The 24337-nt window shown below is 68.9% G+C and carries 19 protein-coding genes; 6 read left to right on the top strand and 13 right to left on the bottom strand.

Going from position 1 to position 24337, the window contains the following annotated elements:
* Positions 1–104 precede the first annotated feature (104 nt).
* The 7 genes from hpf to SD37_RS06620 form a co-directional block, all read right to left on the bottom strand.
* Positions 105–797, bottom strand: coding sequence for a ribosome hibernation-promoting factor, HPF/YfiA family (hpf, locus tag SD37_RS06650; RefSeq protein WP_037306587.1), 693 nt, complete (start codon positions 795–797; stop codon positions 105–107).
* A gap of 543 nt (positions 798–1340) precedes the next feature.
* Positions 1341–1982, bottom strand: coding sequence for a ComF family protein (locus SD37_RS06645; RefSeq protein ID WP_044852303.1), 642 nt, complete (start codon positions 1980–1982; stop codon positions 1341–1343).
* A 638-nt stretch (positions 1983–2620) separates the two neighbouring features.
* The gene (locus SD37_RS06640) at positions 2621–4351 is read right to left on the bottom strand and encodes an LpqB family beta-propeller domain-containing protein (protein ID WP_044852302.1); all 1731 of its coding nucleotides are present in this window, start codon (positions 4349–4351) and stop codon (positions 2621–2623) included.
* A complete protein-coding gene (gene mtrB / locus SD37_RS06635) occupies positions 4348–6027 on the bottom strand; it encodes an MtrAB system histidine kinase MtrB (RefSeq protein ID WP_465498337.1) in 1680 nt (559 codons plus the stop codon). Before mtrB ends, SD37_RS06640 begins: the two co-directional genes overlap by 4 nt.
* A 43-nt stretch (positions 6028–6070) precedes the next feature.
* Positions 6071–6748: an MtrAB system response regulator MtrA gene (gene mtrA, locus SD37_RS06630; protein ID WP_005150760.1), complete on the bottom strand. Its 678-nt coding sequence runs from the start codon at positions 6746–6748 to the stop codon at positions 6071–6073.
* Positions 6749–6859: 111 nt separating this feature from the next.
* The gene (locus SD37_RS06625) at positions 6860–7996 is read right to left on the bottom strand and encodes an NAD(P)/FAD-dependent oxidoreductase (RefSeq protein ID WP_044852783.1); all 1137 of its coding nucleotides are present in this window, start codon (positions 7994–7996) and stop codon (positions 6860–6862) included.
* Between the two features lie 173 nt (positions 7997–8169).
* Positions 8170–8487, bottom strand: coding sequence for a bifunctional 3-phenylpropionate/cinnamic acid dioxygenase ferredoxin subunit (locus SD37_RS06620; RefSeq protein WP_044852300.1), 318 nt, complete (start codon positions 8485–8487; stop codon positions 8170–8172).
* 153 nt (positions 8488–8640) lie between these two features.
* Between SD37_RS06620 and SD37_RS06615 the strand changes: the two genes are divergently transcribed.
* The 4 genes from SD37_RS06615 (at position 8641) to SD37_RS06600 (ending at position 14360) form a co-directional block, all read left to right on the top strand.
* Positions 8641–9426 carry an IclR family transcriptional regulator gene (locus tag SD37_RS06615; RefSeq protein WP_044852299.1) on the top strand — a complete coding sequence of 262 codons (786 nt, stop codon included), beginning with the start codon at positions 8641–8643 and terminating at the stop codon, positions 9424–9426.
* A 253-nt stretch (positions 9427–9679) separates the two neighbouring features.
* Entirely contained in the window at positions 9680–12118 is a 2439-nt protein-coding gene (locus SD37_RS06610; protein ID WP_044852298.1) for a GcvT family protein, read from the top strand.
* Positions 12115–13260 carry an N-methyl-L-tryptophan oxidase gene (gene solA / locus SD37_RS06605; protein ID WP_044852297.1) on the top strand — a complete coding sequence of 382 codons (1146 nt, stop codon included), beginning with the start codon at positions 12115–12117 and terminating at the stop codon, positions 13258–13260. Before SD37_RS06610 ends, solA begins: the two co-directional genes overlap by 4 nt.
* Positions 13257–14360, top strand: a complete 1104-nt coding sequence (locus SD37_RS06600; RefSeq protein ID WP_044852296.1) for an aromatic ring-hydroxylating oxygenase subunit alpha — start codon at positions 13257–13259, stop codon at positions 14358–14360. Before solA ends, SD37_RS06600 begins: the two co-directional genes overlap by 4 nt.
* A 38-nt stretch (positions 14361–14398) precedes the next feature.
* Here SD37_RS06600 and SD37_RS06595 read toward each other — a convergent pair whose 3' ends face one another.
* The 3 genes from SD37_RS06595 to SD37_RS06585 all read right to left on the bottom strand — a co-directional run bounded on the left by SD37_RS06595 (position 14399) and on the right by SD37_RS06585 (position 16460).
* Complete coding sequence (locus SD37_RS06595) at positions 14399–15028, bottom strand: dTMP kinase (RefSeq protein WP_174567904.1); 630 nt, start codon at positions 15026–15028, stop codon at positions 14399–14401.
* Positions 15029–15111: 83 nt separating this feature from the next.
* Positions 15112–15879: a hypothetical protein gene (locus SD37_RS06590; protein WP_044852294.1), complete on the bottom strand. Its 768-nt coding sequence runs from the start codon at positions 15877–15879 to the stop codon at positions 15112–15114.
* Entirely contained in the window at positions 15876–16460 is a 585-nt protein-coding gene (locus SD37_RS06585) for a papain-like cysteine protease family protein (RefSeq protein WP_044852293.1), read from the bottom strand. The genes SD37_RS06590 and SD37_RS06585 overlap by 4 nt, the downstream gene beginning before the upstream one ends.
* Before the next feature lie 355 nt (positions 16461–16815).
* On the opposite strand from SD37_RS06585, the gene SD37_RS06580 reads away from it, so the two are divergent.
* Positions 16816–17784 (top strand): hypothetical protein, encoded by a 969-nt coding sequence (locus SD37_RS06580; RefSeq protein ID WP_044852782.1) that lies wholly within the window; start codon positions 16816–16818, stop codon positions 17782–17784.
* 61 nt (positions 17785–17845) lie between these two features.
* Here SD37_RS06580 and ahcY read toward each other — a convergent pair whose 3' ends face one another.
* Entirely contained in the window at positions 17846–19318 is a 1473-nt protein-coding gene (gene ahcY / locus SD37_RS06575) for an adenosylhomocysteinase (RefSeq protein WP_044852292.1), read from the bottom strand.
* 92 nt (positions 19319–19410) lie between these two features.
* Between ahcY and SD37_RS06570 the strand changes: the two genes are divergently transcribed.
* On the top strand, positions 19411–21705 hold the full coding sequence (locus tag SD37_RS06570) for a hypothetical protein (protein ID WP_044852781.1): 2295 nt from the start codon (positions 19411–19413) through the stop codon (positions 21703–21705).
* A gap of 44 nt (positions 21706–21749) precedes the next feature.
* On the opposite strand, the gene SD37_RS06565 is transcribed toward SD37_RS06570, so the two are convergent.
* Positions 21750–22454: an LPXTG cell wall anchor domain-containing protein gene (locus SD37_RS06565; RefSeq protein WP_044852291.1), complete on the bottom strand. Its 705-nt coding sequence runs from the start codon at positions 22452–22454 to the stop codon at positions 21750–21752.
* A gap of 221 nt (positions 22455–22675) precedes the next feature.
* A complete protein-coding gene (locus tag SD37_RS06560; RefSeq protein ID WP_044852290.1) occupies positions 22676–24196 on the bottom strand; it encodes an amino acid permease in 1521 nt (506 codons plus the stop codon).
* Positions 24197–24337 lie beyond the last annotated feature (141 nt).

Below are 24337 nucleotides of genomic sequence, written 5' to 3'. Positions count from 1 at the left end.
CTGACCGGAGAGGGACATATCGCGCCTGATCCGGACATGACGGCGGCCCACACGCGAACACGTGCGGGCCGCCGTTCGTGGACGTTGCGGGCGTGGGAGGCCGGCTAACTCAGCCGGATGACGCCGTAGTCGAAGCCTCGCCTCCGGTAGACGACGCTCGGGCATCCGGCGTCGGAGTCGTTGAAGAGGTAGAAGTCGTGGCCGACCAGTTCCATCTCGTAGAGGGCCTGGTCCACCGTCATCGGTACCGCGTCGTGTTTCTTCTCGCGGACGACGCGACCGGGCTGATGTTCGGTCACCCCGTCATCCCAGCGCTGTTGCTGGGGCATCTCGAAGTCGTCACCGCTCTCGACAGCGAAACCGTTGGCCATGGGTTCGGCCTCTGGCGCTTCGAGGACAGCGGTGCCTGCCAGATGTCGGGTGTCGGTGGTCATCCCACCGGCGACCGCGATCGAAGTCGCCTCGGCGACGGATTCCGGGCGGCTGCGGCCGTAGTGCACGCGCCGTCGGTCGTGTGTCTTCCGCAACCTGTTCTCGAGCTTGTTCAGTGCGGAATCCAGCGCTGCGTAGAAGTCGCCGGCACACGCTTCGGCGCGTACGGCGGGGCCTCGGCCCTTCCCGGTGATTTCGACGCGCTGGCAGTTCTTCGACTGCCGGCGATTGGGCTCGTGGAAGAGCTCCACGTCGTAACGGATGACCTTCTTGTCGTAGCGCTCTAGCCGGGCCAGCTTTTCGCTGACGAGTGCCCGATAGTGGTCGGGCACCTCCACGTTGCGGCCCTTAACGACGATGTCCATACACGACCTCCCTCGCTGAAATGACTGCGAGCTGTAGATGTGTTCACTAGGGCGCCGGTAAAGCGGGGACGAAGCCCGGATCGCGGGCGATGAGGGAACTCGGCATGCGGCAACGACGTCTCGTGTCGGATGTCCGAGCGCGGACTCAGCGCGGCTCCGGCGCCAGGGACATGGGCTGGTCACCTCCCTGCCTGCCGGGATTGCTGATAGCGCTGCACGTTAGCCGCATCACGCCGCGAGCAACAGCCCCCGAGCCGGGGGATATCAGGACGTGAGACCTCGTCACCGCACGCGACGACGACCGCTTGGACAGCGGGACAATCCGGCCTGTCGGGCGTCGTCCCCGTGAGTTGTTTTCACGCGGACGGCGCAAGTCTTCGGACAGGAAAAAGCCGAGGGTGACGCTGCCCGGGCAATCCGCCGCCACCCCGGTGGAGTGGCGGGCAGTTGGAGTGTTCCCCGGTAGCTGCCTCATATCCCGTCAACGCCCTTGTACCCATTCTCGTTCCCGATCATTCATCACTCTTGTAGGTGACCTTCCGATCACCCGGCGGCGGCCAGCGCGATCACCGCGGAAACGTGAATTCCGCTTGCGTCCAAAAGGCGCGTACAAGCGGCGGCCGTCGCTCCGGTTGTGATCACGTCGTCAAGAAGAATGACCGGCGTCCCCCTCGGCGGGGCGGTTCCGGCGGCGATCCGGATACGCCCGTCGAGATTCGCCACCCGCTCGGTTTTGGACAGTCCCGCGGCATCACGGACGCCGGCCTTGAGCCTGAGCACGGGCGCCACCGTCGCGTGTTTTCCGTGCCATGCCAGGTGTTTCGCGCATTCTTCGGCCATGCGCTGGACATGCGGTCCACCCCGGACTCGCGAGGCGTGGCGTCTCGACGGGACCGGGACGAGACAGCGATCCGGCTCAGGGAGCTGGAGCAGGGCTTCGGCGATGGCCATGCCGAGGGACGGCGCCAGATCGCGCCGCCCGCGTTCCTTGTAGGCGAGGATCAGGCGGCGGGCTTCGTCGGCGTAGCGGGCCAGGGCGTAGACGGGGACGAGGCCGATCGTCGGGGCGCGAGTGATCTCGCTGAGCGAACCCCAAGCGGTCTGACAGGTGGGGCAGCACGGGGCGCCGGGGGCGCCGCAGGCGGCGCAGCGGGCGGGGATGAGGAGATCCAGGAGTGCGGACATGGAGCGAGTGTCGGGCGGGGCTCCGACAGTTCTGGGGTCCGGTGTGTCATGAGGGGTCCCCTTTGGACACTTCTGGGCGTCAAGGGGCCGGTGACGCGTCCTCGGGGTGCCGCTGGGGTGCCGTGGGGACGGGAGAAGGGCAGTCGAGGAGAAGGTGCTGGTGCCGCTAGAGTTGGTAGTGACGCTAGGAAAGCTGGCGATACTAAAGGTCCCTTGCTCCCCTTTTCGGTGGGGCAGGCGGGGGTCGTGGACGGAACACCGCGCGTCGATGAAGGAATTGGGACGTTGAGTGTCCCAATTCCTTCATCGCCGAGCCCGGTACCCCGCAAGACCGTCACCTTCGCGCAGGTCAGCAGTGGGTACGCGAAGAGCAGCCCTTGTGGACAGTCACCAGGTGCGAGGTCTCCTCGGCGAGTTCGCGCCGCGCCCACAAGCAGGCGAAGCCACCCTCCCGAGCACCGTGAAGTCCGCGAAGGACTTCTTCCCTACCCTCAAGGTCAGGGCCCCGGCAAAGTCGCAGAGTCGCTGGTCGGCGCTTCTCCGGATGTGGCTTCGCTGGTGCCTGCGGGATTCGAGCGTGGAGGATTTGGGACGTTCAACGTCCCAAATCCTCCACACTCGAGCTGCCGGAGGTGCGCTCAGCCGGGGTAGAACGGATCCGCGTCGGTCACCGTATGCGCCTGCGGCCGCCAGACCTCGCCCAGTTCCGAAGCGACCCACAGCCCACCCGCGTCCGCGACCAGGTTCGGCCTGCTCGGCGCCGCGGTGACGCCGTGGACCGGCGGGGTCAGGTTCGAGCCGCTGAAGGGGTCCATCCGCTGCCCGTCCAACGGCACCTTGACCACCGGCAGGGAGCTGGACGACGTCGCGACGATCAGGTGGTCCTGCGTCGCCCAGTCGACGTCGACGACGTCCTTGAGCTGACGCTCCTGCAGCGAGCGCGGCGCCCGCAGCGCCACCGAGTCCGCCGTCCGCACGATCGAGGCGATCACCAGCTGCCCGTTGACCACCGCGGCCAGCCGCGATCCGTCGCGCGAAAGCCGCAGTTCGGTGATCTGGCCGAGCCCGGTGAGCATGGTCGCGTCGACGCCGGCCTTCACCCAGCGCCCGTCCGCGGCCAGCGTGACCCTGGCGACGGTGTTGTGGTCGACGACCGTCCAGACCTCGCCCGAAACCCCGCCGCTGCCGCGTGCGATCGGCCGCCAGGTCGGACGGCTCAGGCTGCCGCCGAACAGGTCCACCGAGTCGAGGTCGCGGTTGAGGTCGCCGACCCGGAGCCACTGCCTGCCGTCGCGCTCTTCGACGACGGCGAGCCGGTTCCCGTCGACGGACTGCGCCGCGCTGACGACCTTGTAGCCGCCGTTGCCCGCCGGTCCCCCGACCGGGGCCCCGTCGCCAAGCGACCGGACCCGGCCGTTCACCGTCATCAGCCCGCGCAGGCCCGAATTGGGCGCGATGTCCGCGTTGTACTCGGGAAGTTCGCTGGCACGCCAGTATTCGTGGTCCGGCACCAGCGCGGTGCCGTCGGCCAGCAGCCGGATCCGGCTCAGCGTCACCGTCTGCAGCGAGAGGACGATCTGCGCGGCGATCAGGCTCCGGTCCGCGGAGCTGGCCCCGCCGACGCCGGTCAGCGCGACGTCCAGGGTCCCGTCGTCCGTGCTGCGCACGTTGGTCTCGGTGGTGACCTGGTCGCCGAGCAGGTCCTTGACCGCGCCCTTCAACCCTTCCGACGGTCCCTGCAGCACCAGGTCCATCACCCGCCCCGGCAATCCGGACTGCGGTTTCGCCGCGACGTACCGGAGGTCGGGGACGAAGGCGCCCGAGTCGGGCGAGTAGAAGCTGATCGGCACCCGGAAGTAGTTGACCGAGAAGTCCTCGTCGGTGATGACGAGCTCCTGCGGCGGATCCACGATCCGCCATTGGCCGTTCTGCTGCTTCCGCACCTTGAACTGCTGCGAGTACTCGGCCTTCAGCGGGATGAACGCGCTGTCGGGGCTCAGGGTGCCGAGTTTGAACCCGCGGACGTTCACCAGCTGCTCGTCCGGGTTCCCCTGCGGTGACGAGGTGTCGTAGACCGTGCCGAAGGTGTCGTCGATGATCGTCCGTCCGGGCGACGGCTTCCAGGTGCGCCGGGCTTCGTCGTCGAGGTAGACCCGCGCGTTGTCGTTCCCCGTCCCCGGGATCGCGGAGCTGCGGATGAACTGGCGGGTGACGGTCAGCGAGTCGATCCCGGCCTGCGGTTCGGGGACGTCCACCGGCGCCTGCGGGGGTTTGTCCCCGGAGACGACGACGGGCTGGGATTCGAGCGGGATGTTCGCGCAGCCTGCGACCAGCAGGAACACCGCCAGCAGGGTCAGCAGCCGCTTCACCGGCCGACCTCCTCGGGCTCGGCGAGGATCGCGTCGGGCGCCGGGCGGACTTCGAGCAGTCCGGACGACGAACCGTGCGGGTCGCTCGCCTTGTGATCGGGCGGCGGCAGGATCAGCGGGCTCTCCCCCATCGGGGTGTCCTGCCGCCTCGGCAGCACGAGCCGGAAACAGGCGCCGTGGCCGGGCTCGCCCCACGCGTCGAGCACGCCGCCGTGCAGGCGCGCGTCCTCCTGGCTGATCGCGAGGCCGAGTCCGGTGCCGCCGGTCCGGCGGTTGCGGGACGGGTCGGCGCGCCAGAACCGGTTGAACACCAGCTCCGCCTCGCCGGGGCGGAGACCGACGCCGTGGTCGCGCACGGTGATGGCGACCGCGGTCTCGTTGACCGCCAGTGTCAGCACCACCGGGTTTCCTTCGCTGTGGTCCACCGCGTTGGCCAGCAGGTTGCGCAGGATCCGCTCGACGCGGCGCGCGTCGACCTCGGCCGGCGCCTCTTCCTCCGGCAGCACCAGCTCGACCGCGCTGCCGGCGTTGCCCGCGATCACCCGGACCTGTTCGACGGCCCTGGTCGCGATCGGCCGGACGTCGATCAGCTCGGCGGACAGCTCTTCGACACCCGCGTCGAGCCTGCTGATCTCCAGCAGGTCGCCGAGGAGCGCTTCGAACCGGTCGAGTTCGTCGACCAGCAGCTCGGTGGAGCGGGCGAGCCCGGCCGGGAACTGCTCGCGGGACGCGTGCAGCACGTCGGCGGCCATCCGGACGGTGGTCAGCGGGGTGCGCAGTTCGTGCGAGACGTCGGAGGTGAACCGGCGCTGCAGCCCGCCGAAGTCCTCCAGCTGCCGGATCTGCCGCTGGATGCTCGCGGCCATCTCGTTGTAGGAGACGGCGAGTTTGGCCAGATCGTCCTCGCCGAGCACGGCGAGCCGCTGGTCCAGCGCACCGCCCGCGAACTGCTCGGCCGCCGCGGCGGCCTGCCGGACCGGCCGGACCACCTGCCGGGTGACCAGGTTCGTGATCCCGGCCAGCAGGAGCAGCAGCACGAGACAGCCGACCAGCAGCGTGTTCTGGACGGTCGAGACGGTGTTCTGCTCGCTGGTGAGCGGGTAGAGCAGGTAGAGCTGGAGCGGGTTGATCATCGTGGTCACCGGGGCGCCGACGATCAGATACGTCGTCTTGCCGCCGTCGGCCTCGGTGACCGTGTGCATCAGGTAGCTGACCTGTTCGGTCTCCACGAACTGACGCAGCCGCACCGGCACCCGGTCATAGGGACCGGCGGCCACCGGCCGGATCGACTGATCGCGGCCACCGGCGGCCAGCACCGGTTCGAAGGTGCCCGCGGCACCCGCGCCGTCCTGCGACGTCGTCGTGCTGGAGATCTTCTTCAGCGCGTTGTTCAGCCGCGCGACCATCGCTTCGGTCGATTCCGCGCCGACGCCGACCAGTTCGCTGGCCGCGGTCTCGACGACCGCCCTCGTCTGCGCGATCGCCGCGTTCTGCTTGGTCTCGAGCAGCCGTTCGGTGATCTGGTTCTGCAGCACCATGCCCAGCACGAACACCACGGCGGCCGACAGGGCCAGCGTGGACACCGTGACCCGGAACTGCAGCGAATGCCGCCACAGCTCGTTGGAGGCGACGGCCTTGCCGCGCACGAAAACCACGATGCGCCGGAGACGGCGCATCGTGGTTTGGGCGAGCTTGGCCGAACGTCCACTCATGGGGTGATCACGGCGGGCCGGCCTTGTAGCCGACGCCGCGAACGGTCAACACCACCTCGGGGTGTTCCGGGTCCTTCTCGACCTTCGAGCGCAGCCGCTGGACGTGCACGTTCACCAGGCGGGTGTCGGCGGCGTGGCGGTAACCCCACACCTGCTCCAGCAGCACCTCGCGGGTGAACACCTGACGCGGCTTGCGGGCGAGCGCGACCAGGAGGTCGAACTCCAGCGGGGTCAGCGGGATGGCCTTGCCCTCCCTGGTCACCTCGTGGCCGGGGACGTCGATCGCGAGATCGCCGATCGTCAGCGACTCGGCGGGCTCGGCCTCGGTACGGCGCATCCGGGCACGGACGCGCGCCACGAGTTCCTTCGGCTTGAACGGCTTGACCACGTAGTCGTCGGCACCCGACTCGAGCCCGAGGACGATGTCCACGGTGTCGCTCTTGGCGGTGAGCATCACGATCGGCACCCCGGACTCGGCCCGGATCGCCTTGCAGACGTCGATGCCGTTCATCCCGGGCAGCATGAGGTCGAGGAGGACCAAGTCCGGTTTCAGCTCACGAAGCGCGGGCAGCGCTCGTGAGCCGTCGGCCACGACGGCTGTGTCGAACCCCTCCCCACGCAGCACGATGGTGAGCATCTCCGCGAGAGCAGGGTCGTCGTCGACGACCAGAACACGTGCCTTCATAAAGCTATGTTCGCACTAGTTTCCCCGCGCGAGCGCGCGACCCGGCGATGTGACCACCAGAAAGATCATGGAATCGGGCAAATTGCTCCATCCGAGTAGGGTCTTCGTGCCCTAGAGGGAACGCCGCAGCCTGGTGAAGGGGCGCGGTGAATCGATCGCGAACACGCCGGTCAGGACGTCATCCCGGTGGAAGGCGGCCACGAAACGCTTCGACGTGACATCGCCCTCGACGATCCGGACGTCTTCAGTGGCCACTCCGGCGAACTGGATCCGGTGTCCGTACTGATCGGACCAAAAGTAACCGTGCCGGGCGAAATGCGTGACGGTCGAACCGGCGAGCAGATTGGCGACCGCGACAGCAGGCTGGTCGTTCGCGGCCGTCCAGTGTTCGGCGCGGATCCGCCTGCCGCGCAGGGGGCAGCGGTACCGCGCGACGTCACCCACCGCGATCACCCGGGGATTCGCTGTGACACAGCCGGAATCGACCAGCACCCCGTCGTCGACGGCGAGCCCGGAACCGGTCAGCCATTCAGTGACCGGCCGCGCGCCCACTCCGGCGACGACTAGGTCCGCCGGGATCATCCGGCCGTCCGCGAGCCGCACGCCGGTCACGCGATCGGTCCCGGTGAGACCGGCGACGGGAACCCCCGCGAGCAGCCGGACATCGTTCTCGGCGTGCAGCGCCCCGCACACCGCGCCCATTTCCGGGCCGACGACCGGCGCGAGCGGCACGGCCATCGCCTCGATCACGGTGACGTCGTTGCCGAGCGAGCGGCACGCGGACGCGACCTCCGCGCCGATGAATCCCGCTCCGATGACGACCACCGAAGAGGGTCCGGCCGCTAGGTCGCGTTTCAGCGAGGTGGCGTCCGCGAGCGTCCGCAAGGTGTGAACGCCTTTCAGATTCCTTGCCGCGCCAAGGGTTCTGGCCACCGCTCCGGTCGCGATGACATAACCGTCCGCGGCGATCGTGGTGCCGTCGTCGAGCACCACACCGTCGCCGCCGAGCTTTTCGGCGCGCACGCCGAGGTGCCATTCGGCTTCGAGCGCGTCGAGACCGGCTTGCCCGGCGAGGGCGAGATCGTCGGCGGAAACCTTACCCAGCAGGAAATCCTTCGACAGCGGCGGCCGATCATAGGGCGGTTCCGCGCCGATCATCACCAGCCGCCCGCCGAAACCCCGTGCGCGCAGTTCCTGCGCCGACCGGAGTCCAGCCAGTGACGTCCCGACTACGGCGACGGTTCTCAGAGCCTGTTGGCGGAGCTGAAGTCTCACCTCGAAAAGGGACCGAACGCGTGAACCCGCCCCGGCCGAAGGCCCCGCTATCGCGGTGGCAGGACGCCCTGATCCGCCATCGAGAGACGGAAGACCAGGCAGCGTGCTGCCGACGTCGATCGCGGACGCGGGTTCACCACAGACACTCAAGCCACTTCCTGGCGCGCCTCGGTGTCCACGTAGATCACGCCGTCGGCGACGACGACCGGGTAGGCGCGAACGGCGTCTTTCGCGGGAAGGCAGGCCGGGACGCCGGTCCGCAGGTCGAACCGCGCGGCGTGCAGCGGGCATTCGACGAAGCAGCCCTCGATCCAGCCGTCGGCGAGCGACGCGTCCTGGTGGGTGCAGGTGTCGTCCAGGGCGTAATACCCGCCTTCGGCATGGAAGACCGAGACGGGAACCGGGCCCTCCACGCGGAGAGCCTCACCCTCGGGAAGTTCGGAGACGGAGCAGGCACGGATCATCGGGGCCTCCGGGGAAAGGACCGACGGTTTGTTGATGTTGCGTATTACGAGACAAGACGTGCTCTGCGCAACAATCGCCCCCGAGGGGCCGGTGCGTCAAGGGATTCGCCCACTCAGCCGAACGGATGCGGGCGAAACGGCTACTGTTGCGTCATGCGGAACCAGGACACGGGGAACGCAACACCCAGTCAGGTGCAGTCCGTCGACCGCGCGATCAGCGTGCTGGAACTACTGGCACGCAACGGGGAAACGGGGATCACCGAGATCGCGGGCGAACTCGGCGTGCACAAGTCGACGGCTTCCCGCCTGCTGAGCGTCCTGGAATCCCGAGGCCTCGTCGAGCAGCTCGGCGAGCGCGGCAAGTACGCGATCGGCTTCGGCGTCGTCCGGCTCGCCGGCGCCGCCACCGGCCGGATGGACCTGGCGAAACTGGGCAGGCAGACCTGCCAGGGACTGGCGGAGACCCTGGGCGAGACGGTCAACATCGCGATCGCCGACGACGGCGTCGCGATCAACATCAGCCAGGCCCGCGGCTCGGCCGCGATCACCACGCAGAACTGGACCGGCCAGCGCACCCCGCTGCACGCGACGTCCAGCGGGAAGGTCTTGCTCGCGTACATGGGAGACGTCGAGCGCAAACGTTTGCTCCGGCGGAAACTCGAACAGTTCACGCCGCGGACCACGGTCGATCCGGACGAGCTGACCGTGGAACTGGAGCGCGTGGCCGAGGACGGGTACGCGGCCTGTTTCGAGGAGCTGGAGCTGGGGATGCACGCGGTCGCGGTGCCGGTGCGCGGGCCGGGCGGCGACGTCGTCGCGGCGATGAGCGCGTCCGGCCCCTCGTACCGGCTTTCGAAGCAGCGGGTGCGGCAGATCGTCCGGCCGCTGACCGAGGCTTCGGCGGACCTCTCGGCTCAGCTGGGGTACTTCAGCGACTGAGGTGACCGGTCCTGTCACGCCCCTCCAGCGCGCCATGAAAGGTCCTTTCCTTGCGAAATTTGCAAGGAAAGGACCTTTCATGGCGCGCGCGGGTTGAAGCAGCCGACTGTTTCGGCTCTTGACAGCGTGCCCGCACGTGCCGCACTTTGTTGCTGAAGACGGAACACCGCGCCTCATCCGCAACAACGCCTGTCACCCCGATGCCCGTATGTCCACTGTGGACGCCCATGGGCAGGCAGGAGGTTCCCTCACCATGTCCCCCGGACCCCGTGTGGTCGTGATCGGCGCCGGTATCGTCGGCTGCGCGATCGCCGACGAACTGACCGAACGAGGCTGGACCGAGCTCACCGTGCTGGAGCAGGGCGACCTGTTCACCACCGGCGGGTCCAGTTCGCATGCGCCCGGCCTGGTCTTCCAGACCACCGCCTGCCGCGCGATGACCGGGTTCGCCCGGTACACCGTCGCCAAGTACGGCGCGCTCGACCTCGACGGGAAGCCGTGCTTCCGGCCGGTCAGCGGGCTGGAGGTGGCCACGACACCGGAACGGCTCGCCGATCTCGAACGACGGCACGGCTGGGCGACGGCGTCGGGGGTCGAAACCAGGCTTATAGATCCGGCCGAGTGCGCCGCACTGCATCCGCTGCTCGATCCGGCCAAGGTGCTCGGCGGGTTCCACATCCCGTCCGACGGCCTGGCCCACCCACTGAGGGCGGCCGAGGCGCAGGCCCGCCGCGCGATCGGGCGCGGCGCGAAGTTCCTCGCGCGCCAGAAGGTCGTCGGCATCGAAAGCGCGGGCGGCCGGGTCACCGGCGTCACCACCGGGACCGGGAGCTTCCGCGCGGACATCGTGCTCTCCTGCGCCGGGATGTGGGGCCCGCTGCTCGGCGAACTGGTGGACCTCGCGATCCCGCTGGTCCCGATGGCGCATCAATACGCGCGCACCAGTCCCCTGCCGTCCCTCGCCGGCGTGACCGAGGAGGCCACCCGGCCGATCCTGCGGCACCAGGACGCCGATCTCTACTTCCGTGAGCACGTCGACAGGATCGGTATCGGCGCCTACGGACACCGGCCGATGCCGGTGCCCGCCAAGGAGATCGGTACCGGAGAGGGGATGCCGTCGGAACTGGCGTTCACCCCGGCGGACTTCGAGACGTCCTGGGCCGCCGCCGTCGGCCTGCTGCCCGCGCTCGGCGAGACCAAGGTCGAAGAGGGCATCAACGGCCTGTTCTCGTTCACCCCGGACGGGATGCCGCTCCTGGGCGAACATCCCGATCTCGACGGGTTCTGGGTCGCCGAAGCCGTCTGGATCACGCATTCGGCCGGGGTCGCGCGGGCGATGGCGCGGTGGCTGGTCGACGGCCAGCCCGGCACGGATCTGCACGGCTGCGACCTCGCCAGGTTCGAGAAGGTGCAACTGGCCCCGGACTATGTCATGGCACGCAGCTGCCAGAGCTTCGTCGAGGTCTACGACGTCATCCATCCCTTGCAGCCCATGGAAGAACCGCGGCCGCTGCGCACCAGCCCGTTCTACGAGCGGCAGGTGGCACTCGGCGCGTTCTTCCTCGAAGCGAGCGGCTGGGAACGGCCGCACTGGTACGAGGCGAACGCGAACCTGCCCGAGGTCGACCTCGTCCCGGCCCGCAACGACTGGGCCGCGCGGTACTGGTCACCGATCGGCGGCGCCGAAGCACTGGTCGCGCGGCAGCGGGCCGCGATGTTCGACATGACATCGCTGAAACGCGTGGAGGTCACCGGCCCCGGCGCGCTGCCGTTCCTGCAGACCATGACCACGAACCAGCTCGACAAGAAGCCCGGTTCGGTCACCTACACCCTGCTGCTCGACGAGGACGGCGGCGTGCGCGGCGACCTGACCGTGGCCAGGCTCGGCGCCGAGCGGTTCCAGGTCGGGGTCAACAGCGCCATCGACATCGACTGGCTGCGGCGGCATCTGCCCGGTGACGGCGCCGCGCAGATCCACGAGACCACCCCGGGAACCTGCTGTATCGGCCTGTGGGGACCGCTCGCGAGGGCGGTGCTGCAACCACTGTCCACAACGGACTTCTCACACCAGGCCATGGGCTACTTCAAGGCGAAACAGGCCTACATCGGCCAGGTCCCGGTGACCGCGATGCGACTGTCCTATGTGGGCGAACTGGGCTGGGAGCTGTACACGAGCGCCGATCTCGGACGCGAACTGTGGGACACACTCTGGGAAGCCGGCCGAGAGCACGGCGTCATCGCCGCCGGACGCGACGCCTTCTCCAGCATGCGGCTGGAAAAGGGCTACCGCCTGTGGGGCACCGACGTCACCACGGAACACGACCCGTTCGAGGCCGGACTCGGCTTCGCCGTGCGGATGGACAAGGGCTACTTCATCGGCCGGGACGCGCTGGCGGGCCGCTCGGAAGACACTGCCACGAGGAAGCTGACCTGTCTCACCGTCGACGATCCGTACTCCGTCGTACTCGGCAAGGAACCGGTGTACGCCGAAGGCCGTCCCATCGGCTACGTCACCAGTGCGGCGTACGGCTACAGCGTCGGGAAGAACATCGCGTACGCCTGGCTTCCGGTGGAGTTCACCCAGCCGGGCAGGCCACTGGAGATCGAGTACTTCGGCGAGCGGATTCCCGCCGTCGTGGCACGGGAACCGCTGTTCGACGCCGGCATGACCCGGCTCAGGAGTGCCGCATGAGCGCTTACGACGTCATCGTCATCGGCCTCGGCGGGATGGGCAGCGCGGCCGCGTATCGGCTCGCCCGGCGCGGGCAGCGGGTGCTGGGTATCGACCGGTTCGCGCCGGTGCACAACCTCGGATCCAGCCACGGCGGCTCGCGGGTCACCCGGCAGGCGTACTTCGAGGATCCGGCGTACGTCCCGCTGCTGGTGCGCGCGCACGAACTCTGGGACGGGATCGAAAGCGACTCCGGCCGCGAGATCTTCACCCGCTGTGGCGGGATCATGCTCGGCGGCCCGGATTCCCGGACGGTGTCGGGAAGCCTGCTGAGCGCGCGGAAATGGGGGCTGCCGCACGAGATCCTGGACGCCACGGAGGTCCGGCGCCGGTTCCCGACGATGAACCCGGCCGAGGACGAAATCGCGCTGTACGAAGAGAACGCCGGGTTCGTGGTGCCGGAAGCCAGTGTGGCGGCGCATTTACAGCTGGCCGCGCGGGCCGGAGCCGAGCTGCACCACGAGGAGAAGGTCCTTTCTTGGCACCAGACGGTCACCGGTGTCCGCGTCGGGACGTCGCAGAACTTCTACACCGCCGGGCAACTGGTGATCTGCCCCGGCGCCTGGGCCCCGGAACTGCTCACCGAACTCGGTGTCGAATTCACCATCGAACGCCAGGTCCAGTACTGGTTCGCGCCCTCGGGCGGGGCGGAGCCGTTCCGCGCCGAACGGCATCCGATCTACGTCTGGGAAGGCGAGAACGGTCGTCAGTTCTACGGCTTCCCGTCACACGACGACGCCGGGAGCGTGAAGGTCGCGTTCTTCCGCGGCGGCGGGACGTGTACGCCGGAGACCATCGACCGGACGGTGCACCCCGAAGAGGTCGCCGAGATCTCCGCGTTCGTCGGCCGGAAGATGCCGTCGCTGCCCGGCTCCTTCCTGCGCGCGGCGACCTGTATGTACACGAACACCCCGGACGAGCATTTCGTCATCTCCCGTCATCCCACCCACGATCGCGTGGTGATCGCCTGCGGGTTTTCCGGGCACGGGTTCAAATTCGTGCCCGTGGTGGGCGAGGTGCTCGCCGATCTGGTGGTGGACGGCACCACCGCGCATCCGATCGCCCTGTTCGACCCCGCCCGATTCGCCGGAGTCCCGAGATGACGAGTCTCATCCCCACACTGGCGGGCGGCTACTACACGGATCCCGGGATCTTCGCGGCCGAGCAGGAAAAGCTCTTCGAGCGGAAGTGGTTCTGCGCCGTGCGTTCGGCGGATCTGCCCTCGGCGGGAAATTTCCGGACCGTCCAAATCGGACGCGAAAGCGTCATCGTCAGCCGGGGCCGGGACGGCGGGCTGCGGGCGTTCTTGAATGTCTGCCGTCATCGCGGGGCGCGGCTGTGCACCGAGGAGTCGGGCACGGTGAAACGGGCGTTCCAGTGCTCCTACCACGCCTGGACGTACGAGCTCGACGGGAAGCTGATCGCGGCGCCGAACCTGGCGAGCCTGCCGGACATCGACCGCACCGGCTACGGACTGCACTCCGTGCGCTTGCGGGAATGGCTGGGCTACGCGTGGGTCTGCCTCGCCGCGGACCCGCCGTCGTTCGAGGCCGACGTCGTCGGCGCGGTCCGCGAGCGGCTGGGTGACGTCGAGTCGATCGAGCGCTACGGCCTGGACGGGCTTTCGGTCGGGCGCCGGATCACCTACGACGTCAAGGCGAACTGGAAGCTGATCGTCGAGAACTTCATGGAGTGCTACCACTGCGCGACGATCCACCCCGAGCTGACCGAGGTGCTGCCGGAGTTCGCCGATGGATACGCGGCGCAGTACTTCGTCGGGCACGGCGCCGAATTCGGCGAGGACGTCGACGGGTTCACCATCGACGGCGGTGCGGGCTTCGCGCGGCTCGACGGCGTCGCGAGTGAGCAGGACAGGCGGTACTACGCGATCACCATCCGGCCGCAGGTGTTCGTGAACCTGGTGCCGGACCACGTGATCTTCCACCGGATGTACCCGCTCGCGCCGGACCGGACGGTGGTGGAATGCGACTGGCTGTACTCGAAGGAGGTCGTCGAGTCCGGCCGGGACGTGTCGAGGTCGGTGGAGTTGTTCCACCGCGTCAACGAGCAGGACTTCGACGCTTGCGAACGCTGCCAGCCCGCGATGGCGTCCCGCGCCTACGCCGGAGGCGGGGTCCTGATGCCCTCGGAGCACCACATCGGTGAGTTCCACACCTGGCTACTCACGCATCTAGAGGACTGAACGCGGTAGTTGCGCGCGCAAGTACCGCATCCAGAGGACTAAACGCGGAGGGTGGCGGCCAGGGCGGCGGCGTCGACACCGGCGACGCCGTCGAGGACGTGCCAAGGCGCGAGCCAGCCCGCCGCGGCGAGTTCGTCGTAGACCACCGAGCACCGCTTCTGGAGCGCGTCGTCGGTCTCGAAGGAATCCCGGGCACGGGCGGCGTCACCCTCCGCGCGGCGCTGCGCGCGTTCGGCGGCGACGTCGGCGGTGACCCGCAGCAGCAGATGCGCGGCGGGCACCGGCAGCCCGAACCGGTCGATCTCCAGGCCGCGGAGCCACCGGACGAACTCACCGTCCGCGCCCTGGTGGAGCCGGGCGGCGCCGTACGCCGCGTTCGACGCGACGTACCGGTCGAGCAGCACGACGTCGTGGTCGCCGAGCCGGGCGCGGATCTCGTCCGCCGCGCCCCGGCGGTCGAGCGCGTAGAGCATCGCCATGCCGTACACGGAGTCGGCGAGGTCGCCGTGCCCGCGGTGCAGCGCCTCGTGCACGAGGTCGGCGTGCACGCTTTCGCCGTAGCGCGGGAACGCGATCGACGTGACGCTCGCTCCGGCGGCGTTCAGCGCACCGGTCAGCGCGTCGGCGAGCGTCCGTTTCCCCGCGCCGTCCAAACCTTCGATCACCACGAGTCGTCCCACACCGGACACCCTATGACGCCGTGGTCGACCGGCGGGCCAGACGGGTCGCTCACGCCCGGCCCACCGGTCCGCTAGGGGACGCGCCGCTTCGAGTGCAGGAAGAAGCCGGCGATACCAATGAGGAGCAAGCCGCCGAAGATCAGCAGCGGGACGAAGCCGGTGTCCTGCGCGTCGGGCGCGGGACCGCCGTCGCCGCGAGGCATCACCTGGGCGTTGTAACCGCCGGCCTTGCCTTCTTGGGCGTAGGGCGAGCCCGCGAGCATCGCGCCGTACCGGCCGGAGACCGTCTTCTGGTACTCCGCGAGCGTGGCCGACGTACCGGCCGTGTAGCCGCCGGCGCCCGCGTCGAGCAGCGTCACCCGGCCGTCGCGCAGCGCGTACCAGGCGTCGACCTGGGGTTCGTGGAGCAGCGTCGCGCCTTCGGGCAGCCGCCGGGCCAGCGCGCTCTCCCGGTCGCCCGACGCGATGTTGCCGACCCGCCAGGCGCCGTCGTCACCGCGGACCGACCAGAGGGTGGCGGTCTGCCCGTCGGACGCCGTCACCGGGACGGCGACGTACGCCAGTTGCCCGGCGACCGCGCCGTCACCGGCGACGAAATCCCTCGAAAGCTCGTAAACCGGGAAGGTCTCATCGACGACGCTGACCGACGGCGCCTGACCCGACCCACTCGTCTGGGTGAAGAAGCGACCGATTTCGGCACGCAGCGTGGGATCGTCGGCAGCCGCCTTCGCGGCGGCGAGATCTTCACTAGACAGTTGGTCCGCGCGCGCTCCGGGCGCCGACATCAGCAGGACCATCGCGACCAGGCCGGCGAGCCCGAGGATCCGCCGCGCGCTCATCGCCGGATCCCGGTGAGGGTGTGGGTCCAGGTGAAGGACCGGTTGCCGGCGTAGAAGTCGTAGGTCGACCAGTTGTAGCGGTTACCGGTGGGCAGTGGATCCCCCCACGAGACCCACTTCCGGCCGGTGTCGTAGCCGTAGAGGACGTGCATGTGGCCGCCGCCCGCGGCCCAGCCGACCCGGGTCTGCACCGGCTGACCGGCACCGGTCTGGGCCTGCACGGCGGAGTACGCGATGCGGCCCTTGACGTAGTTCCCCGGGGCCGAGAAGCCGAGCTTGCCGAACGCGTGCCGGACGTCGCCCAGCGTGCCGGGGCGATCCGCGCAGTCCGGGCGCCGCTCGTCGTGGGCGATCCGGCAGAATTCGTTCTGGGCGACGGTCACGCCGTGGTGCGCGGCGATGGTGTTCCCGGAAGCCGCCCAGCACCACTGCGACTTTTCCTGTACCTGCATGACGATGGGGTTCTGGAAGGCGGGGAGTTGACGGACCGGCGGCGAGGGCAGCGCGCTCGCCGGGGTCTGGACCGCGAGCCACGCCGCGAGAGTCACGGCGCCCGCGGCGCAAACCCTGCTCGAGAACACAGGCACGACGGGCCTCCTGGTCACCATGGCGAACCAATGTGGTCACAACGGTGAACAGAAGGTTCACGGAGAGCAAGATGGGCACTCGGCGGAACGGACCGTTCCGGGGCGTTTCCACACCCCGGAACGGTCACTCTTCCGGGGTCAACCACCCCGAACGGGGGACGTAGTGTTCACAGTGCGCTGCTAACGTGAACGTTCCGCAGTGTTCACGCTCAGCGCACACACTGGTCTGGTGAAAGGACGAGCGGTGACACGAGAGAGTGCTGATGCGTTCTCAGCGGGAAAGCACGCCTCGAACGGGGCAGACGCGCTCTCGGCGGGGAAGCGTGCTTCGACCGTGGACACCTCGACGATGATCGACGGAACACGGCGCCAACCACTCGAAACCCTGCCCAAGGAGCTGGTCGAAGCCCTGCGCAGCGGCGAGTTCCACCATGCGCTGCGGCAGGCGATCGCCTACCGCGGCCTCTCGCTCGCCCGGCTCCGCGCCCACCTCGGGCTCCGCGGCGTCCAAATCGGACAGTCGACGTTGAGCTACTGGCAACGCGGATTGCGCCAGCCGGAGGTACCCAAGGCGCTCCCGGCGGTCCGCGCCCTCGAATCGGTGCTGCAACTGCCCCCCGACGCGCTCGTCGTGCTGATCGGGCCGAGGACGGGGCGGGCGCGCGGGCATCAGATGGCCGCGTCGTTCCACGACATCCGGTCCGGCGACATGGGCTCGATCGTCGACCAGCTGCTGGCCGAGCTGGGCGCGTATCCGTCGTCCAACCGCTACAACGCCGATCTGGAGATGCTCGCGGTCCACGACACGATCACCTTCGACGCCGCGCACCGGCAGGTCTCCCTACACACCCGGCTGGTGTGCCGGGCGCGCCGCCACGGCCCGGACCGGTACGTCACCGTCTACAACGGCGATCCCGGCTGCCATATCGGCGACGTCGAGCTGATCACCGCGGAGGGCTGCCGCGTCGGGCGGATCCGGCGCAACGCCGAGGCCGAGACCATGGCGACCGAACTGCTCTTCGACCGGAAGCTCGCCGAGGGCGAGATCCACGTCTTCTGCTTCGAGGTCCGCGACGACTCCGGCACCGCGTCGCCCGGGTACTTCCGGATGCTGCGGGACCAGTGCTCCAGCTACCTCGTGCAGCTGAAGTTCGCGCTCGGCGCGCTGCCCGCCCGCTGCACCCGGCAGTTCCGGACGCGCGACGACGCCGTGCCCGTCGAATCCGAGGAGCTGCCGTGCGACATGGGCGGCGTGACCAGCGGCTACTTCAGCGACGCCGGGCCGGGGCTGGCCGGCATCGAGGTCGAGTGGCGCTAGCGCGCCATGAAAGGTCCTTTCCTTGCAAATTTTGCCAGGAAAGGACCTTTCATAGCAGCTGTCAGTACCGGTAGTGGTCCGTCTTGAACGGGCCTTCGACGTCCACGTCGATGTACTCGGCCTGCTCCTTGGTCAGCTTCGTGAGCTCGCCGCCGAGCGCGTCGAGGTGGATCTTCGCGACCTTCTCGTCGAGCTTCTTCGGGAGGCGGAAGACCTCCTTGTCGTACTCCTCGTACTTGGTGAACAGCTCGATCTGCGCGATCACCTGGTTGGAGAAGCTGTTCGACATCACGAACGAGGGGTGCCCGGTCGCGTTGCCCAGGTTCAGCAGACGCCCCTCCGACAGCACGATGATGCTCTTGCCGTCCGGGAAGACCCACTCGTCGACCTGCGGCTTGATGTTGATGCGCCGGATGCCCGGGTAGCGCTGGAGGCCCGCCATGTCGAGCTCGTTGTCGAAGTGGCCGATGTTGCCCAGGATCGCCTGGTGCTTCATCTTCGCCATGTGCTCGACGAGCACGACGTCCTTGTTGCCGGTGGTCGTGATGATGATGTCGGCCTCGCCGAGGACGTTCTCCAGCCGCTTGACCTGGTAGCCGTCCATCGCCGCCTGCAGGGCGCAGATCGGGTCGATCTCGGTGACGATCACCCGAGCACCCTGGCCGCGCAGCGATTCCGCGGCGCCCTTGCCGACGTCGCCGTACCCGCAGACGACCGCGACCTTGCCGCCGATCAGGACGTCGGTGCCGCGGTTGATGCCGTCGATCAGCGAGTGCCGGATGCCGTAGCGGTTGTCGAACTTCGACTTGGTCACCGCGTCGTTCACGTTGATCGCCGGGAACAGCAGCTCACCGGCCGCGGCGAGCTGGTAGAGCCGCAGCACGCCGGTGGTGGTCTCCTCGGTGACGCCGCGGATGCCTTCGCCGATCTTGGTCCACTTGCCGGTGTCGGCCGCGACCGAGGCGCTCAGCAGCTGGAGGAACACGCGGAACTCGTCCGAGGTGTTCTCGTCCGGCGAGGGGACGACGCCCGCCTTCTCGAACTCGGTTCCCTTGTGCACCAGCATGGTGGCGTCGCCGCCGTCGTCGAGGATCATGTTGGGACCTTCGCCGTCCCAGGTCAGCATCCGCTCGGTGCACCACCAGTACTCCTCCAGCGACTCGCCCTTCCAGGCGAACACCGGGACACCCTTCGGCTCCTCGGTGGTGCCGTGCGGGCCGACGACGACCGCGGCGGCGGCGTGGTCCTGGGTGGAGAAGATGTTGCAGGAGGCCCAGCGCACTTCCGCACCCAGGGCGACGAGGGTCTCGATCAGCACCGCGGTCTGTACCGTCATGTGCAGCGAGCCCGAGACCCGGGCTCCCCGCAGGGGGTACACCTCGGCGTACTCGCGGCGCAGCGCCATCAGGCCGGGCATCTCGTGCTCGGCGAGGCGGATCTCCTTGCGGCCGAACTCGGCGGCCTCGAGATCGGCGACGGCGAACTCGATGCCGTTGCGGGTGTCGTGCCGCTTCGCAACGCTTTCGGGGGTCATATGTGCGCTTCCTCCAAGGATGGATGACATCGGAACAGTACCGTTGTCGGCTCAACGCCCACTGGAACGGTTTGGAGGCCTTCACCGTGGTCATGCCGGGTCCCGACACCCGCGTCGTCGAAATACGCGTACCCGGGCTAGTGGGCACGAGCGGTGAAAGCCTGCTGGATTCGACGTCGGTGGTCGACGTCGCGGGCGACGGGATCGGCAGGCTGATCCGGCCGTCGGACCGGCTGCGCCGACCCGCTCCCGGTCCGGTGCTGCCCGCGCTCGGCCGTTCGATCCCGCGCATCCTCGAAGGCTACCTGTGGAGCGGGATGACGTCGGGGGGCGCGGCCAAGGCGACCTGGGCGCTGCTGTTCCCCTTCTCGCTGGCGAACGTCGCGCACTGGATGCTGCCGCCGGTCCCGGAGGGCAAGCGGTTCGCCGCGGCGCTCGGCACCATCTGCCGCGCCGTGCTGCGGGTGGCCTCGCTGCTGCTGACCATGTTGCTGATCAGCCAGCTCGCGGTGGTCTCGCTCGACCTGTTCGCCGCGCAATGCCTCGCGCCCGGCTCGGCCTGCCTGCCGGGCGCGCCGTCGTTCCTGCGGGATTTCGCGCCGCTGCGGACCGCGATCGGCGTGCTGCCGCTGCTGGTGCTGATCTTCGTCCTCGACCGGATCCCGTCGTCGGACTGGCGTTCACGGAACAGGCTGCACCGCGAACACAGTTCTAGCCCGCTGCAACCGCAGGATCTGCCGCGGACACCCGGCCTGCGCACGCTGCACACCGTCGCCGCCTTGACCTGTGTCGCGCTTCCGTTGCTCGGCGGGCCGTTCCGGCTGCCGACGGCGACGTTCGACCTGGTCGTCTGGATCTGCGCGCTGGCGCTCGTCCTCGCCGCGCTCGTGGCCTCGACGGTCGGCTTCTCGGCCGGGCCGGTGGTCCGCGGCGGGCTGATCGCGTTCGCCGTCGCGCTGGTCGGGATCGCCGTCGTCCGCCGGACACCGCTGCCCGCCGGGCTGACGGGTGGCGGCCTCGGCGGAGCGGACGGGACGGTCGAAGCGCTCGGCGCGGCGATGGTCGCGGTGACCATCCTGTTCGCGCTGCTGCTCATCCCGGCGGCGTTGCTGGGCCGTCCCACCTGGAAGCATCTGCCGCACCGGTTGCGGCCGTGGCTCGGCGGCTGGGCCGCGGCCCCGGTCATCGCGCTCGCCGGTCTGCTCGGCGGCGGTTTCGGCGCGGGACTCGCGGTCGCGCTGCGGCAGCTGGTCGGCGCGAACGATCTACGGCTGCCCGACACCTACGTCCTGGTGACCGTGCTGTGGGGCGCCGGACTCGCCCTCGCCGTCGTGCTCGGTGTGCTCGGCTTCGCGGTGGCCGTTCCGCTGCGGCGGCTGCGGCGCGGCATCCCGAAGATCGTCGAGCTGATGGAGATCGGCAAAGCTCAGGAAGAGGAGGCCGCGCGCGTCTGGGCCCGCGCCTCCTGGGAGCGCAAGCATCTGCACCATCTCGCGCTCACCGTCGCGCTGGCGATGGCGGCGGGCGGCGGCGCGCTTTTGGTGGTGCGGTTCGGTTTCGGGCATCTGCCGGGCTGGTTCACCCCGCTCTCGACGATCGGCGTGTTCGCCCTCGGCGCGCTGGCGGCGGGTCTGCTGCGAGTCGTGTTCGCCGCCGCGACGACGCCCAAGCGCAGCCGTCACCTCGGCGCGCTCGCGGACTTGGTGTGCTTCTGGCCGCGCGCCGCGCATCCGACCGTTCCGCCGAGTTACGCGCTCAAGGTCGTCCCGGAACTCGCGGACCGGGTCAAGGAACATCTGGCCGATCCCGGCACCCGGGTCGTGCTGTCCGGGTACAACCTCGGCAGCCTGCTGACCGTGCTCGCCGCGGCGCGCGTGATCGCCGATCTCCCGCCGGAGGACCGCGAACGCGTCGGGCTGCTGACCGCGGGCTCCCCGCTGCAATGGGGCTATCAGCGGGCCTTCCCCGCGATGCTGCCGCAGGCACAGCTCGCCGGGCTGTACGAAGATCTCGACGGCCGCTGGCGGGCGCTGTGCCGCGGCACGGACATCTTCGGCGGCGGCGTCACGACGTGGCGGCATCGCGTGGTGGGCGGGAAACTGCTGGGCGACGGCTATCTGCCCGGCGGCGGTACGGGGCCGCTGGCCGCCGAAGCCGACGAGCAGGGTGTCCTCGTACTCGGCGGCGATCACTGGTTGCCCGACCCGATGCGCGGGCCGACCGGACGGCACCGCTGGGCGCCCGGCGTCCTCAAGCACACCGACTACGTCGTCGACGCCGAATGGGACAACGCCGTCGCGATGGCCGCCGGACTCGGCCGTCCCCGCCCGACTAACCCTTGGGGCGAACAGGGATCGCTCTTCGGCGACTTCCCGCAGATGCGCTGAAGGCCCCCTTCACAAGGAAGAGGGCCTTCAGACATTAGCTAGCTTCAGTTGGCCTTGCGGCGCACGCGCAGCAGGACCAGGACGCCGGCACCGGCCAGTACCAGCAGGCCACCGGCCCACAGCAGCCAGGCGTTGTCGAAACCGGTGTCCGCGAGGCCGCCGCCGTTGCCACCGTTACCGCCGACCGCGGGGGCCGGGGCGGTGGTGCTGCTCGGGGCTTCCGACGTCTGGGTCGGCTTGCCCGAGGTGGTCGGAGCGGACGTCGGCGGCTTGGCCGTGGTGGTCTTCGTCGGCTCGGTCGGCTTCGGCTGCTCGGTCGGCTTGGTCTTCTTTTCACCGCAGGCGAACCAGTGGCTGATGTCGGCCTGCTGGCCGCCGCCGTTCATCGGCGAGCGCAGCTTCTCCCACGGCGGGGTCGCGGCGAGGCCACGCTTGCCGGGCTCGTAGATGTTGTAGCCGTCGCCGCCCTTGACCACGATCGCGGTGACGGTGACACCTTCACCGACCGCGGTGATGTTGAGGTACTTGTCCTTCTCGGTGCCACCGGTGAAGGTCAGGTCCTTCGTGGAGATCTCGGTGCCCGGGAGCTTGGCCTTCTCACAGGTGCTGACGTTCTTCGGGGTAGGGATGGCCCGGCCGTCGTCGGTGTGGCACGCCAGCGCGGTGCCCGTGACACCGAGCAGGGCGGCGGTCGCCAGCGCGACGACGGTGGCGGCGGAGCGGACACGCCGTCCGGTGATGATCTGCATTCAGAGCTCTCCTGTACCGATCGGGGGACAAACGAGCAAAGCGAGGTGCCTCTTTAGGGGTGAAGGTCAACTCGCGGTGCTTCTACACGAGCCCCGTTCACCCACCAGGGGGAAGTAAGAGCCCGGACGCTATCGCACACCGATTTCACACCGAAACCGGGGCCCCGAACGGCGCGGCCCACCATCCACAAAGGAATGGTGGGCCGCCGAAACGAGAATGATCAGTCCGATACGGACGTCGTGACCTCGCCCTTGTTCTGCTTGCCGAGAAGCGAATGACGACGGCCGTAGGCGAAGTAGATGACGACACCCAGCGCCATCCACGCCAGGAAGCGCAGCCAGGTCAGCACGGTCAGGTTCAGCATCAGCCAGACACAGGCGATGATCGCCAGGATCGGGATCACCGGGACCCACGGCACCCGGAACGCGCGGGGCAGATCGGGCCGGGTCTTGCGCAGCACCAGTACGCCCGCGGAGACCAGAACGAAAGCGAAAAGCGTCCCTACGTTGACCATTTCCTCGAGTTTGTCCGCCGGGAAGAACGTGGCCGCGACCGCGACCAGCCCGCCGACGACGATGGTCGCCCGCTTCGGCGTGCCGTGCTCCCCCGTCTTCGCCAGCCCGCGAGGCATCAGGCCGTCACGCGACATCGCGAAGATGATCCGGATCTGGCCGAGCATCAGCACCATCACGACGGTCGTCAGACCGGCGAGGGCACCGACGGAAATGATGTTGGCCGCCCAGTCGACGCCGTTGGCCGCGAACGCGGAGGCGAGCGTCTTCTTGCCGCCGTCACCCGCCGAGGTCGCGAGATCCTTGTAGTTCACCATGCCGACGACCACGAGCGACACGGCGACGTACAGCACCGTGACGATGGCGAGCGAGCCGAAGATGCCCCGGGGCACGGCCTTCTGCGGGTTGCGGGTCTCCTCGGCGGTGGTCGCGACGATGTCGAACCCGATGAACGCGAAGAACACCAGCGACGCCGCGGCCAGCAGGCCGAACACGCCGAACGCGCTGCTGCCGCCACCGGCGACCAGCGAGAACAGCGACTGGTCGACCCCGGTGGACGCCGATTCCGCGGCGGGCTGCGCGTCCGGGATGAACGGGGTGTAGTTCGACCCCTTGATGTAGAAGATGCCGAGCACGATCACGAACAGCACCACCGCGACCTTGATCCCGGTGATCACCATCGAGAACCGCGACGACAGCTTGGTGCCGACGGCGAGCAGCGTCGCCAGCACGAGCACCACGAGCAGGGCGCCCCAGTCGACCGGGACCGGACCGATCTCGAAGGTCGTCTTCGTGCCCTTGCCGAAGATGTAGGAGAGCACGGTTTCGAGGTACGCGGACCAGCCCTTCGACACCGCGGCCGCGCCGACCGCGAGTTCGAGGATGAGGTCCCAGCCGATGATCCACGCCATGAACTCGCCGAACGTGGCGTAGGAGAACGTGTACGCGCTCCCGGCCACCGGGACGGTCGACGCGAATTCCGCGTAACAGAGGGCGGCCAGCGCGCAGGCGATGGCCGCGAACACGAACGCGAGCGAGACCGACGGCCCCGCGAAGTCACCGGCCGTCCGCGCGGTGAGGGTGAAGATCCCGGCGCCGATGACGACGGCGACGCCGAAGACGGTCAGGTCCCACGCACCCAGGTTCCGCCTGAGCTTGGTCCCCGGCTCGTCGGTGTCAGCGATCGACTGCTCGATGGATTTCGTACGCCACAGACCGTTCCCGGGCACCCTTGACCTCCTACACCTCACTGCGGTTCCACGGACCCTATCTCCCGGCCGACACGCGAGCGCGGTGGGAGAGCAACGAAGTAGGCAAAGGTCGCGACGGTAACCGGCGCGACACGGACAGTTGCTCCGAACGGCCGTCAC

This window comes from Amycolatopsis orientalis (assembly GCF_000943515.2).
Lineage (GTDB): Bacteria > Actinomycetota > Actinomycetes > Mycobacteriales > Pseudonocardiaceae > Amycolatopsis > Amycolatopsis orientalis.
The sequence above is the reverse complement of the archived record's forward strand: the minus strand, read 5'-3'. Positions and strand labels throughout refer to the sequence as shown.

Coding starts and splice junctions, on each gene's coding strand:
- hpf (WP_037306587.1), bottom strand. CDS start 797: ATGGACATCGTCGTTAAGGGCCGCAACGTGGAGGTGCCCGACCACTAT.
- SD37_RS06645 (WP_044852303.1), bottom strand. CDS start 1,982: ATGTCCGCACTCCTGGATCTCCTCATCCCCGCCCGCTGCGCCGCCTGC.
- mtrB (WP_465498337.1), bottom strand. CDS start 6,027: ATGCGCCGTCTCCGGCGCATCGTGGTTTTCGTGCGCGGCAAGGCCGTC.
- mtrA (WP_005150760.1), bottom strand. CDS start 6,748: ATGAAGGCACGTGTTCTGGTCGTCGACGACGACCCTGCTCTCGCGGAG.
- SD37_RS06620 (WP_044852300.1), bottom strand. CDS start 8,487: ATGATCCGTGCCTGCTCCGTCTCCGAACTTCCCGAGGGTGAGGCTCTC.
- SD37_RS06615 (WP_044852299.1), top strand. CDS start 8,641: ATGCGGAACCAGGACACGGGGAACGCAACACCCAGTCAGGTGCAGTCC.
- SD37_RS06610 (WP_044852298.1), top strand. CDS start 9,680: ATGTCCCCCGGACCCCGTGTGGTCGTGATCGGCGCCGGTATCGTCGGC.
- solA (WP_044852297.1), top strand. CDS start 12,115: ATGAGCGCTTACGACGTCATCGTCATCGGCCTCGGCGGGATGGGCAGC.
- SD37_RS06600 (WP_044852296.1), top strand. CDS start 13,257: ATGACGAGTCTCATCCCCACACTGGCGGGCGGCTACTACACGGATCCC.
- SD37_RS06590 (WP_044852294.1), bottom strand. CDS start 15,879: ATGAGCGCGCGGCGGATCCTCGGGCTCGCCGGCCTGGTCGCGATGGTC.
- SD37_RS06580 (WP_044852782.1), top strand. CDS start 16,816: ATGATCGACGGAACACGGCGCCAACCACTCGAAACCCTGCCCAAGGAG.
- ahcY (WP_044852292.1), bottom strand. CDS start 19,318: ATGACCCCCGAAAGCGTTGCGAAGCGGCACGACACCCGCAACGGCATC.
- SD37_RS06570 (WP_044852781.1), top strand. CDS start 19,411: ATGCCGGGTCCCGACACCCGCGTCGTCGAAATACGCGTACCCGGGCTA.
- SD37_RS06565 (WP_044852291.1), bottom strand. CDS start 22,454: ATGCAGATCATCACCGGACGGCGTGTCCGCTCCGCCGCCACCGTCGTC.